At 60.9% G+C, this 12,030-nt stretch carries 11 protein-coding genes and 7 pseudogenes; 8 read left to right on the top strand and 10 right to left on the bottom strand.

The annotated features are described in order from the left end of the window. Positions 1–850 precede the first annotated feature (850 nt). Positions 851–1,090 (top strand): annotated as a pseudogene (locus tag CP556_RS23845) (DUF2267 domain-containing protein); the annotation flags it as partial. A 102-nt stretch (positions 1,091–1,192) separates the two neighbouring features. On the opposite strand, the gene CP556_RS23840 reads toward CP556_RS23845, so the two are convergent. The 3 genes from CP556_RS23840 to CP556_RS23835 form a co-directional block, all read right to left on the bottom strand. After that, entirely contained in the window at positions 1,193–1,597 is a 405-nt protein-coding gene (locus CP556_RS23840; RefSeq protein ID WP_098728066.1) for a universal stress protein, read from the bottom strand. A gap of 175 nt (positions 1,598–1,772) precedes the next feature. Continuing rightward, positions 1,773–1,940, bottom strand: a complete 168-nt coding sequence (locus CP556_RS26300) for a hypothetical protein (protein ID WP_176548333.1) — start codon at positions 1,938–1,940, stop codon at positions 1,773–1,775. Positions 1,941–1,957: 17 nt separating this feature from the next. Next, positions 1,958–2,710 carry a sugar phosphate isomerase/epimerase family protein gene (locus CP556_RS23835; protein WP_098728065.1) on the bottom strand — a complete coding sequence of 251 codons (753 nt, stop codon included), beginning with the start codon at positions 2,708–2,710 and terminating at the stop codon, positions 1,958–1,960. 452 nt (positions 2,711–3,162) lie between these two features. Here CP556_RS23835 and CP556_RS23825 point away from each other — a divergent pair, with 452 nt between their 5' ends. Both CP556_RS23825 and CP556_RS23820 read left to right on the top strand, forming a co-directional pair. Further along, positions 3,163–3,582, top strand: a complete 420-nt coding sequence (locus tag CP556_RS23825) for a universal stress protein (RefSeq protein ID WP_098728063.1) — start codon at positions 3,163–3,165, stop codon at positions 3,580–3,582. Between the two features lie 160 nt (positions 3,583–3,742). After that, positions 3,743–3,958, top strand: coding sequence for a hypothetical protein (locus CP556_RS23820; RefSeq protein ID WP_141551757.1), 216 nt, complete (start codon positions 3,743–3,745; stop codon positions 3,956–3,958). Positions 3,959–4,254: 296 nt separating this feature from the next. On the opposite strand, the pseudogene CP556_RS23815 reads toward CP556_RS23820, so the two are convergent. Further along, positions 4,255–4,883 (bottom strand): annotated as a pseudogene (locus tag CP556_RS23815) (IS6 family transposase). Positions 4,884–4,967: 84 nt separating this feature from the next. Next, positions 4,968–5,084, bottom strand: a pseudogene (locus tag CP556_RS23810) (pyridoxamine 5'-phosphate oxidase family protein); the annotation flags it as partial. 272 nt (positions 5,085–5,356) lie between these two features. Here CP556_RS23810 and CP556_RS23805 point away from each other — a divergent pair. After that, on the top strand, positions 5,357–5,794 hold the full coding sequence (locus CP556_RS23805) for a universal stress protein (RefSeq protein WP_098728062.1): 438 nt from the start codon (positions 5,357–5,359) through the stop codon (positions 5,792–5,794). A 236-nt stretch (positions 5,795–6,030) separates the two neighbouring features. On the opposite strand, the gene CP556_RS23800 is transcribed toward CP556_RS23805, so the two are convergent. Then, on the bottom strand, positions 6,031–6,228 hold the full coding sequence (locus CP556_RS23800) for a hypothetical protein (protein WP_098728061.1): 198 nt from the start codon (positions 6,226–6,228) through the stop codon (positions 6,031–6,033). Between the two features lie 23 nt (positions 6,229–6,251). Here CP556_RS23800 and CP556_RS23795 point away from each other — a divergent pair. Both CP556_RS23795 and CP556_RS27465 read left to right on the top strand, forming a co-directional pair. Next, positions 6,252–6,654 (top strand): annotated as a pseudogene (locus CP556_RS23795) (biosurfactant protein 1); the annotation flags it as partial. An 8-nt stretch (positions 6,655–6,662) separates the two neighbouring features. Next, positions 6,663–6,943 (top strand): annotated as a pseudogene (locus tag CP556_RS27465) (mercuric reductase); the annotation flags it as partial. 4 nt (positions 6,944–6,947) lie between these two features. On the opposite strand, the gene CP556_RS23785 reads toward CP556_RS27465, so the two are convergent. Continuing rightward, positions 6,948–7,355 carry a CopG family ribbon-helix-helix protein gene (locus CP556_RS23785; protein WP_098728059.1) on the bottom strand — a complete coding sequence of 136 codons (408 nt, stop codon included), beginning with the start codon at positions 7,353–7,355 and terminating at the stop codon, positions 6,948–6,950. Positions 7,356–7,458: 103 nt separating this feature from the next. Between CP556_RS23785 and CP556_RS23780 the strand changes: the two genes are divergently transcribed. Next, positions 7,459–8,262: a hypothetical protein gene (locus tag CP556_RS23780; protein ID WP_098728058.1), complete on the top strand. Its 804-nt coding sequence runs from the start codon at positions 7,459–7,461 to the stop codon at positions 8,260–8,262. Between the two features lie 75 nt (positions 8,263–8,337). Further along, positions 8,338–8,466 (top strand): annotated as a pseudogene (locus CP556_RS27655) (DUF8129 domain-containing protein); the annotation flags it as partial. 185 nt (positions 8,467–8,651) lie between these two features. Here CP556_RS27655 and CP556_RS27460 read toward each other — a convergent pair. The 3 genes and pseudogenes from CP556_RS27460 to CP556_RS23765 form a co-directional block, all read right to left on the bottom strand. After that, positions 8,652–8,886 (bottom strand): annotated as a pseudogene (locus CP556_RS27460) (NAD-binding protein); the annotation flags it as partial. 267 nt (positions 8,887–9,153) lie between these two features. After that, positions 9,154–11,520 (bottom strand): amino acid permease, encoded by a 2,367-nt coding sequence (locus CP556_RS23770; RefSeq protein WP_098728057.1) that lies wholly within the window; start codon positions 11,518–11,520, stop codon positions 9,154–9,156. Continuing rightward, positions 11,517–11,957, bottom strand: coding sequence for a universal stress protein (locus CP556_RS23765; RefSeq protein ID WP_098728056.1), 441 nt, complete (start codon positions 11,955–11,957; stop codon positions 11,517–11,519). The genes CP556_RS23770 and CP556_RS23765 overlap by 4 nt, the downstream gene beginning before the upstream one ends. Between the last annotated feature and the right edge of the window lie 73 nt (positions 11,958–12,030).

The raw sequence follows: 12,030 nt of genomic DNA, 5'->3' as shown, positions 1-12,030 counted from the left end.
TCGGAGTCCGACGACGGTCATGTTAAACCTTTCACTGGTTTCCATCGTGCGGAATCGTCCAGTTCGGATCCGCGTAGACGAAACGCAGACGGCCCAGTTGGAACTCGCCCGTTCGATTCCGAGTCTCCCGTCGCCCATCGGAGCGGATTTCGAGTGCCCCGAATCTCGTCGTCCGCACGCTGCCATCCGAACGAATCGTCGGTCTCGAGACGGCATCGATTCGCGCCTCGGCCGTTGCGTTGGTGATGAGGAGGCGAGACAGGAACGTCGTTGTCGGCCCTCACGTAGCTTTCACTGCTCCTCACCCCTCTCGACTGGACGGTCGCCTCCGTGGCGGGCCGGCCAATCTGGCGATTCGGGCCGCCCTCTTCGTTTTCCCGCGACTGTGAACAAGTCGCCGTCGTGATTCACGAACTCCATCGTCGTGGGCAGCGACGATGGGGCGCGCTATCCCTACACCGGAGAGTGATACCGTCTACGGGGGACCGGGGGCCGATCGGAACGGAAACGGCGTATTTCGAACGCGGAACGTGTGGCCGTCGATCGTGCATCGTTCGGCTCGGCTGCTCGCGGCGACGCGACCGTCGTCCGCTATTCCTGAACTGTTACGCTGTTTCGTCTGGTATGCCGAGAATATACCCGCTGTTTGACGGGGATTCAAGTCATATTTACATTAATATGCTTGTAATCTTTCTCGGTGCGAAAATAGATCCTTACCTGCTGTAGCGAGCCGTTAGATACCGATCAATACGCACGTTGAATCGGGAACTACTGCGAATGGCGGGGACTCTCTCGCTGTTGAAAGGTAGCACGTAGCTTGAAGTCCGTGGTCGCCGAGTAGACTGGTGCCATGAACTTCGACGAGTTCATTGGAACGGTACAGCACTGACTCGAGTTACCGGACACCGGCCGAACGGTTCGGACAATCCGGGCGACGCTCACGACCCTCGGACAGCGAATCCCGGAGGGCGCGGCCGAGGATCTCGCCGCATCGCTCCCGATGGAGATCAAGTGGTACATCACGGGGGCCGTCGACGACCACGGCCAACGGTTTGACTGGCAAGAGTTCATCTCGCGGGTCAGCGAGATCACGATTGATATAAATCTGCGGGAGCAGGCTATCGACACCAAGTCGTCGCTCGACATCGATTTCCTTCCGAATTCCTCAGCGTGTTCCGCCTCGAGACGTGTTTCAGGCCGTCATCACGGGGCGATCGACGTACCTGACGACGCGTTCTGCGGTGCTCCCGATTTCACCACCGGAATCCATACCGCGGTTGCCGAGGAGAAGCAGGTCCGCATCGATCTGGTTGGCGTACTCGCCGATCACTTCGTGTGGACGTCCGTCGTGAATTTCGATCGTTACATCGATGTCCGCCTGCGCGGCGATATCGTCTAAGATGTCCTGACCGCGCTCTCTCAGGCCTGTGATAACGTCCTCCGTGTCCGCCAGCGTCGATTTCCCGTACCGACGAGTGTCGACGACGTAGATCGCGTGGAAGTCGGCGTCAAACGTCGACGCGAGATCGAGTGCGTGATCGGTTGCGCGGGTCGCTGATTCGCTTCCGTCGGTCGCGACGAGGACTGTCTCGTACATGGCCGTAGTGGGTCCACCACTGGACCGTACAAATAGGTTCAGGCGCTGTCTCACTGCAGAGTGACGGTACCGTCCAATCTTGGATCGGCCTCAGCGGTCGTTCATCTATAGTAGCCACTGAAAGCCACTACACACCTGCTCACACGACGGTTGTGCGATCAGTGTGTGAATCGTTTCAGTTGTTACTATAGTGTTCTGTCGCGTCTGCTGCCGGCACGTCGCGAACGTCGTCCGGAGTCTCCTCGAGGAGTTCGTCGTGAACCGTTCCCGACTCGCCACAAGCGGCCCCGGCCGAACCGTCGCGATCACGGGAACATACCGGGAACGGTTTCTCGAAGGCCATCGAGCCAGCGAGCAGAATTACGAATCGGACTCGAGTACCGTCCTCGCTCGCCGTGCGGTGTCGCGCAACAGCGTGACGTCGTCGGTGAAGACTTCGACCGCGACGGTTCCCTCGAATCCCGCGAGGTGATCCGTAACGACGCCGTAGTCGATTTCGCCGGCACCGATCGGGAGATGGGTATCGCCCCGGCTTCGGGCGTCGTGGACGTGGAGATGCGAGACGAGGTCACCGTACCGCGAACAGAATCGATCGACGCCGTCGTCGCCGTCTTCCATGTACGCGTGACCGACATCGAAACAGACGGCCGTCTCGGTTTCGCGTGCGAGATCACCCAGAACGGTAAGCGGCAATCCGCGTTTTTGATGCCCGACGTTCTCGACGACGAGTTCCACGTCGGCGTCGGCGGCGGCCGTTCCGATCGCCTCGAGCTGGTCGGCAAAGACGGGTCGAAGGTCCGTATCGTGCGGGTTCCGAGCCGTTCCATGAAGAACGGCTTTCTCCGCATCTGCAGTCCCGGCCCACTCGAGCAACCGCGACAGGTAGTCGACGATCGCGTCGTTGATTTCCGGGACCGGCGTCGCGACGACCTGCTTGAACGGCAAGTGAACACACAGGTCGGCATCCGCAGCAGCGAGTATCGTTTCGAGTTGGCCCACGTCGATCTCGTCGGGATCGGTTCCGTCGCCGACCGACAGCTCCGCGAGGTCGAATCCCTCGATCGTTCGTTCCGTCCGCTCGAGCGAATCGCCGACCGTGAGACCAACGTCCATACGGACGCATTCGCCGCCATGGATATAATATAATGGCCACTGAAACGATTCACACACTGATCGGACAGCTGTCGTTCGAGCAGGCGTGCAATGACTTTCAGTGGCTACTATAGACTCCCGATCGTCTCGTAGTCTGTGTTCGACGGGATAGCGCTGGGCTCGGGCTACGTCGGCGGAACGGCGTTGACCGTTCGCGCGAGACCGGGTTCGACCAGCGATCGACGGCGGTGTGTCGAAACTCAGTACCGCTCGTACTACCGATCCAGAACGGTGTCGAAGAGCGCCAGCAACACGCCGAACGCGAGTAGCGCGATTCCGATCTGGTGGGGGACGCGACAGAGAAGACCACACGTTCCGTTGTCGTGACTGTGCCTCTCGATGGGAACGTGTTTCGAAGTCGTACCCGATCACATACATATACCATTATAGTCGCTCCTGCAGTCCATCTCAGTATGAGCGGGCGAATCCTCGTTCCATACGACGACTCCGGCCCTGCCGAAAAGGCACTCGAGTACGCCTTCGAAACGTTTCCCGATGCAGCAGTCACGGCCCTGTATATCGTGCCGATTCCTGCGGGGTACTGGGCTGCATTCGGAGACGCCGGGGAACTCGGCGCCGAACAAGGCCGCGAACACGGCGAGGAGATCCTCGAGAATGCGATGACAATCGCGACGGAATACGATCGCGAACTCGAAACCGAGATCGATACCGGAAAACCGGCTCAAACGATCGTCGACCGAGTTGAAGAGGGAGAGTTCGACACTATCACCATCGGCAGCCACGGACGGGAAGGAGTATCGCGGATCCTCCTCGGGAGCGTCGCGGAGATGGTCGTCCGACGCTCGCCGACCACCGTTATTGTCGTCAGATAGCCGTTCGTCGATCGGCCGGTCTGCAGCAATCGAACACGTAAGCGCGATCGTACACAGACGGTCCGTTGCGGTTCGACATCGAACTCGTTCAAGAACTCGAGCGTGCGAAAGCGGTCGCAGGTCCAGCCGGTGTGAATCCCGACATCGAGGTGCTCGACCAATGACGCCAGATGACCCTGATCCACAGGACATCCCTGAGTTCGACCGAGCTCTCGATGTTGACCTGGTTCCCGACTCTGAGTACGGCGATCAGGGATATCACCCAGAACGTGGTGCCGTGGAAGACGGGCAGATTCCCGTCGATGAACTGCACGAGATAGTCCTCGAGGCCGAACAGACGCTGAGAGAATCGACGAATTACTTCCCGAGCCACTGACGCTCAGCAGCTTACTCACTGAATTACGCGCCTCTGCAGACGCGTCTGCTCGGCTTAATTCTGAGCACCGCAACGGCGGGGACTAAGTTACTGTACGCAGCGCAGCCGCTCGTCGGAGGTAGATTCCTGTCTCTTCCGGGTTTGTGTTCTCCGCTGCAGGAGGGTGACTGAGTTACCCAACGGGTCCGAGGGATGAGTCCAAATCGTTGGTTAATACACCCGAAGCTTTGGGCCCTGCTTCACTACCCTCATTTGGTACCGATACTGAGTCTTTCGGCACCGTGAGGGGGCCGTGTTCAGTTTCGTTGATTCCATACGTAGGCGTAGCGCTGGAGCCACGTTTCGGCGGTATTCGGCTCGGCGTTTCTGAAGCAATTTCGAACTGGTAGGTCCACCGTTTTACCCATTGAAAGAGATGTTTGGCGGCGTTTCGATTTCCGTGTGTCTCGTGACGAAATCGGAGGCCATGTTGGTTGCGTGCAGCTTTCAGTCAGGGTCCGAAATCGACGAGAAACACGGCGTCGTCGACGTCGTGTTTCTCGGGGAATTCAGAGAGAAAGATCCAGGTAATACCCTCGTTTCGCGTTGGAAAAAGCCTGAATTGGAGACATTAGTTCGTTTTGGGATCGACAGCAGCGTACAGCCAGTAGCGCTGATCGTCGAGATGGATCACGGTCTCGTCGAGCGCGTTGTGATCCGACTGGGCACCGTCTGTCGGCTGTACGTCGGCCTTTTGGACCCACTTGTGAACAGTCGAGTGCGCCCGTTCGACACCGAAGCACTCTCAGATAGAGATAGTATCCAAAAGTGATGATTCGTACAGCTGGATACTGAGTTCCATGAGCTCGCGCGGTGTCTGCTCGCGATCCACAAAATATAGCTCGATCCCGATGCTAGATCCGTCGAGGCGGTCGAATTCTGGCATAGCACAACGAATTCCACCGCCTCACTCCTTCACACTCTACTCTGAACAGCGTCTAGAGCCGAGGAGGAACGTAAAGTAGAGTCACGTCTCGCCGTCGTAGCCGAACGTCAGCGGAAGGAGGTACGGGGCGTCCTCCTCGGTGAGGCCCAGAACGCCAGTTTTCTGGGTCGACAGGAAGCTCCGGATTTCGGTGTCACTCATCTTCTCCAGGTCGTACTCTTGCAATTCGTTAACTGATGTGTTATGGCGCTCACCACGGCGCTCAAAAAACCACTCTGCCGTGTGCACACCGCGAGAGGGAACCGAACGATGCCGGCAGCAGACCGCGGCGGGCCCTCGGTACCGTTTTCGCCTGGCTGTCGAAGAGTATCATATCACTGCCGATTCGATTTTGCTGCTCCGACGCGTAGTGGCCGCTCGCAGTGTCGGAAGCGGGGGGCAAGAATTACCCACTTCCACGTGGTCCGTTACCTATGGACGAACCACGTGACTTCGACGATATCCTTGTTCCAACCGACGGCAGCAAAGCCGCTCGCAACGGGGCCGAACAGGCGATCAAGTTCGCGCGGCGAAACGACGCGACGCTGCACGTCCTGTACGCGATGGACATGGGCGACGCCGACTACGTCGCGGTCCCGAGCGACATCGCACAGACGCGACGCCGCCTCGAGAAGAAGGGTGAAACGTTTATCTCGGAGATCGAGGACCTCGCCGCTGACGCCGAGGTCAACTGCGTCACGGCGGTCAAGGCGAATACGCCCGTCGAGGCCATCCTCGAGTACGTCGACGAACACGACATCGATCTCGTCGTGATGGGCAAACGCGGGCGTTCGGATCCCGACAAGCCGCTCATCGGGTCGATCACGAACCGGGTGGTCGGCTCGCTTGATATCCCCGTGTTCACCGCCTAAGAATCCCGATAATAAGCCTGATCTCGGGTGACTCCTCGAAACTCGATCCGGGATCCGACCCGGTTGTGCCGACCGAAACGGATCAATAACGGAGGTCCGCTCCGGTGCGCTCGAGCCGACGGCGGTCAGGTCTCCAGACCGAGCAGGAGGCCCAGGAGACCGATCCCGAACGCGTAGATTGGAATGATAGCGCCAGATCGCGTTCGGAGGGACCCGGACCGCGTGAGGGAGGATAATCACCGCGAGAGGAGCCGCCCCAGCGTGACGACGGGCCCGTAGCCTCCGCTACCGATACCGTTGTTCACACCGGCCAGTAACGCGAGCGCCACGGACCCGAGCATGGCGACGGAACTGGTGCCGACGAGCAAAACGAGCAGTTTCGCCTCCTCGTTGAGCGGACTGACGGAGAACGCGAGCGGCAATCCGACGACCATTGGCGAGGTACGTTACGCCCAGCGCCTCAACAGCGGGTGAGAAGCTTCTCGCAGCCGCCCGCGGACCAACAGGTGGGAGAGGACAAACGGCGTCGGAGCACCACCAGCCGGCCCCGACGCGGCTCTACGACCAGAGTGGGAACGGCATCCGCGACGAATCGCGCCCCAAAGTAGCCCTCGAGGACGCCGACGACGAGGGGGAGTTGGTTCCAGCGATGGCACTCACCGAGACGGCTGGCGCGGGTGAGTCGAATAGGCAGCCTCCGTCGGGGCCGACGACAGAGTACCTCGACTGTTAGAACTGCGGGAAGGCGACCGACCATCAGTTCATGACCCATGAATCGATCCCTGATGAGACGTGGACAGGGAAACCAATCTGGGAGTGCCAAGTGTGGTACAGCCCGCTACGGGCCTGCTCTCGAGTAGCCCAGAGACGAGCGTCCCGAGTAACCAACACAGATGAGTGGGATCGAGTTTCGGTGGTTAGCTCGGTAATCTCCCTCGATTCCGGCGACAACGAGATCGCTGGCATCCACATGGCCGGACCCGTGCTGCCGGTATAATCAGGGAAGCAACGTTGGCGGTGAAGTTCGGCCTGACCGTGGACGATATCATCGACACCGTACACCCGTTCTCGACGTTCAACGAGGCGTTCAAGCAGGCCTGCCAGGCGTTCCGACGCGATACGTCCAAGATGAGTGGCTGTATCGAGTGACTCCTCAAGCAGAGCCGTCCGGCGCAGTATCTCGGAGGAGCATCGTCTTCACGCGACCGACTCCATCGAAATCACGGAGCCGATACACGAGTTCCCTGACCCGCGCCGCATCGCCGTGACAGAAGACCGTCTCCAAACACCAGTCGCCCTGGTGAGTGTGGCTCATCGTTTCGATGACGTCCTGGAACTGGTGTTGGGCTGAGTGGAGGTCATGAATCACCTCGTGGTGCTGGTAATCAAAGGCCAGAACGGCGACGACCTCACCCGAGACCTCTTCGAGTTGTGAATGCCCTTCGATGTATTCCTGCATCGCTTCCCGAATCGCCCGTGAGCGAGAGTCCAATCCCTCGGCCTGCCACGTCTCGTCGAACTCGTCGAGAATATCCTCAGACACGTTCAAGCTCGTTCGCATAGTTCCCAGTTGGTCTCCGACTGTCTTGAGCCTTCGATTATTACGGAAGTCCCATTTCAGTCGTAACAACCGCTATACGATGCAGCGATAGAGGTATAAGCGAATGTTCCACGGTGAGGCAGTTCCACTACTCGCCGGCGCGATAGCGCTCGGATTCGTGCACGGCGTTGAACCCGGGCACGGATGGCCGGTCGCCGCGAGTTATGCGCTCGACCAATCCAACAAGTGGCTCTACGGGTTCGCCGCCAGCTTCCTCATCGGCATCGGACACCTCATCAGCAGTCTCGCGATGGTCGGCGTGTTCTTCTACACGAAATCGTACTTCCAGCTGACTCAAGTAAACGAGCCCATCTCGATTCTCGGCGGCAGCACCATCGGAGGCCCGGTGAGTATCGTTGCAGGGGTATTACTCATTGGCCTCGGAATTCGAGAGTATACACACAGCCACTCCCATGATCACGAGCAGAATGAACATACGGGGGACCATTCTGCTCATCACGATCACGCCACGTCACCGACGCGGGAACACTCCCCAAATGGGGTCCTTAAACACGTGAGAATTCGGCTTAGAGGTATCGGTGGACATTCTCACGAGCACGGAACAGAGCCAGCTACTGACGCCGACCGCGGACTGTTCGGAATCGCTTGGTTTGCATTCGTCCTCGGATTCGCCCACGAGGAGGAATTCGAAATCATCGCTCTCTGTGCCAGTTCGACGTACTGCTTAGAACTGATGACCGCGTACGCGCTGACGGTCATCATCGGTATCGTCGGGTTGACGATGCTGCTCATCGCTGGTTATCAGGAGTACGAGAAAACCGTTGAGAAGTACACACCGTACCTTCCGCTGTTCTCAGCGACCGTCCTCGTCGTCATGGGATTCGGATTCATCGCTGGCGTCTTCTGAACCGGAACGTGCCGTCCCCAGCGTCTCACCTCTCTGTGAGGTCTTTTGCGCCGCCAAAGGGTGGCGGCGTCCAGAATGGGTAACTCGTCAAAGGAATCCGAATCATCAGCAGAATTCTCACCGGAGAAGCGGCTTGAAGCGCCGAATACACGACTGATCGACGCGGGTATCGCGACGATTCCGGACATGAAGACGCTACGGGATTACTGCCGTACAGGAGGGACTCGGGTGGCCCCTATACTGCAAGTCCGTATAATCGAGTTTTCGGAAATTGGAATCGGACCCTTCGGCGAGTTGGGTTGGAGGTCCACCATGCATGGGACGGAAGCGAAGACGAGTCGATTTCGGAACTCGAGAGACTCGCTGAAGAATTCGGACGCGTTCTGCGGAGAGATGAGGGCGTCCGTGCGATCAGCTCCGGCATCGCGGAGCGTCTCCGTGGAGGCCGCATCGTCATTGAGAACAAGACAGTTGTACTGCCTCGACCCCCGCTCTGCGCGTTCCTCGTCGCGCTCGATGACGATGACCTCGTTGCCGCTCGGTCGGGAGTTCGACGGGCGGTGTCCCGATGTTGCCCGCACCCACGACGATCAGATATAGTCGCCACTGAACGTCACTGCACACCCGATCGCACGATTGGAGCGCGGTTCGGAGCGAGCGCGGTTCGGAGCGAACGGAGTGAGCGAGAACCGCGGGAATGCGAACGGCGAGCAAAGCGAGCCGTGAGCGAACGGAGTGAGCGAGAACCGCGAGCGAGAACCGCGGACTGTACGATCGGTGTGCAAACCGTTTCAGTTGTCACTATACACGTGACTGCCATTCAGAATTTATCACCGAAAGCCTATCGTTCCGTGACACGAGAGGGGGCGCGGACGGTGTCGGTGACGCCGATCAGTTGTCGGTTTCGCCGCCCTCGACCGGCGGCGTCGACGGTTCGGGCGTGGCGTCGGTATCGGCAGTGGGACCGTCGGAGTCGTCCGACCCGCTCGGCGCAGTCGCCCGGGCGCCGCTTCCGAACAGCCGGGCTCGGATACTGCGGTTGTCGCGCTTCTCGGCGAGGAGCACGGAACACTCCACGTCCTCGAGCACCTGCAACACGACCGATCCGCGGAACAGCCGCGAGAGCAGTCCCTTCTGGGTCGCGCCGATGATCAGCATCGTGGCGTCCCGCGCGGCGCGGTCGATGGCCGACTCGACGTCGCCGCTCTCGATTCGCATCGTCGCGTCGGCGAGGTCGTGCTCGGCGGCCCACTCGGTGAGGAACCGACGGCCCGCCGCCTCGTCGTCGGCGACGTGCAACAGGGTGACCTCACCGTCGAACTCGGTCTGGAGCATCTTCGCGACTGCGCCGGACAAGTCCGAGGCCGGACCGCCGGCGGTCGGCACGAGAATCTGCGAGGGGTCGAACCCGCGGTCGCGAAACACGAGGAAGTCGGACGGCAGCGAGTGAGCGAGCTCGTCGACCGCCGTCTCCGCGCGCCCCGGCGCCCCATGGGAGTCCTCTCCCCAGCCCATCACGGTGAGGTCGGCGCCGTAGGTGCGGGCCGCGTCGAACACCTCCTCGAACACGCGGTGTGATAACACGACGTGCGTCTCCACGTCAACGCCGAACGTCTCGGCGTCGTCACGGGCCCGGTCTAACAGGTCGTGTGCCGCCTCGTGGGCGCCGCGGTCACGCGCGGCCTCCAGCGACGTCTGGTCGGGGACGTTCGCGATGTTGACCGCGACGACTGTCCCGTTGCGCTGCTTGGCGATGGCCGACGCGAGCGTGATCAGGTGCTCCTCAGTCGCGGGGTTCGCGAGCGGCACCATCACGCGGTAGTCGTCGCCGCTCGGCTGGACCGACGTAGCCGCCGACACGGCGGCCTTCGGCAGCTCGTCGGAACGGTCGAGGATCCACGTGCCCAACACGCCGCGCGACTCCACCTTTCCGCGGGCATACAGCAGGTACCAGAGCACGGCGAAGGCGACGAGGCCGAACGAGATCAGAATTATCGTCGGCTCAATGTAGACAATCAGCGCGAACGACGACACCGTCCCGATTATCGGGACGGCGGGGTAGAAGGGGACCTCGAAGTCGGGATCGTACCCCTCGACCCCCGACTCCCGCATCACGATGAGCGCGAGGTTGAGCAGGCCGTAGACGATGAGGTGGAGCACGGAGCCCATGGTCGACAGCGACTCGACGCCGCCGGCAACGAGGAAGACGAGGATGAGCGCGCCGGTAAGTGCGATCGACTTGTAGGGAGTCCCGAACCGCTTGTGGATCTCGTTGAGCTTCGGGGTGACGATCTTCTCGCGCCCCATCGCGAAGTTGATCCGCGATGACGAGAGGATCGATGCGTTCGCCGACGAGGCAGTCGCGAGCAGTCCGCCGAGCAGGAGCATGCCGGCGCCGACGGCGCCGAGCGAGTAGCCGAACACCTCGTAGTTGCCAAACAGCAGGCGAGCGGCGTCGACGACTGCGGTCTCATTGTTCGCGACCAGTTCGGTCGGCACTGCCGCGAGTAACACGACCAGGAACAGCGCGTACACGACCGTGACGATGACGACCGATCCGAGGACCGCGAGCGGGAGGTTCCGCCCGGGGTTTTTGATCTCCTCGGCGACCGAGGTGATCTGGACGAACCCCAGATACGAGACGAAGATGATCCCTGTCACCGGGAGGACTTCGCTCGTCGTCCCCGGCGGCGCTAACGGTCGTAGCGATTCCATATCGGCGTTCAGCAGACCGACGACGGTGAAGACGGCGAGGATCCCCAGAAGCGACATGACGATGACGATCTGGAGTCCGCCGGTCTCTTTCGCACCGAAGTAGTTGACCGCGATAAAGAGCAGCGCGCCGGCGAGGCCGATCACCTGCGCGGCCTCCAGCGACACCGGTCCGAGTCCGACCGATCCGAGCCCGACGAGCGCGTTGACGTACTCGCCGAAGCCGTACATGTAGAACGCGGAGGCGAACGCGAGCCCGAGCCAGTTCGCCCACCCCGCGATGGAGCCGAACATGGGTCCGAGCGCCCGGTTGACGTAGAAGTACGCGCCACCGGACTTGGGCATCGCCGTACCGAGCTCGGAGGCCGACAACGCCGTGAACAGGGCGATGACGCCGCCGAGGACGAAGGTGAACGCCGCGAGGGGGCCGGCCCGCGAGACCGCGGTGCCGGGGAGAACGAAGATCCCGGCGCCGATCATTGTCCCGATCCCGATGGTAAGCGCCGCCAGCGGGCCGAGGTCCTTCGCGAGCTCTTCGTCGCTCATTCGGTCGCTCCCTCGCGCGGAAGCGCGATCACGGGCACGTGCGATCTCGTCACGAGCTTGATCGAGAGGTCACCGGAGAGGAACTGCATCAGGCGGTTGCCGTCTCGAGAGCGGTAGGCGATCGCGCTCGCGCCGACCTCGTCGACGGCGTCGAAGATCGCGCCGACGATGTCTCGGTCGTACGCGGTGTGGTCGTCGGCGTCTGGGAACACAGTTCGAACCGCGGCGTACGACTCGGCCGCGAGCTCCTCTGACTGCTCGACCGGCGTCTTGTCGGGGACGCCTCCGCCTTTCTCGACGACGTGCAGCGCGGTAACCTGCTCCGGGTCGTAGGGTTCAAGCACCCGTGCCGTCGCCAGCGCGTCCGCCTCGTGGGCGACGGGCAGGAGAATGTGGTCGAGGAGGTCCCGCTCGTCCGGTTGATCAGTCCTCGTCATACGAGCACTCATATCCTCGTCAGTTAAGAAGGTACGCTCTGCGCCACTGGAGCAGCAGAAGAGTTTAAAATAC

The organism is Natrinema sp. CBA1119, assembly GCF_002572525.1.
Taxonomy (GTDB): domain Archaea; phylum Halobacteriota; class Halobacteria; order Halobacteriales; family Natrialbaceae; genus Natrinema.
Note: the sequence above shows the minus strand (reverse complement) of the source record. Positions and strands in the feature narration are given on the sequence as shown.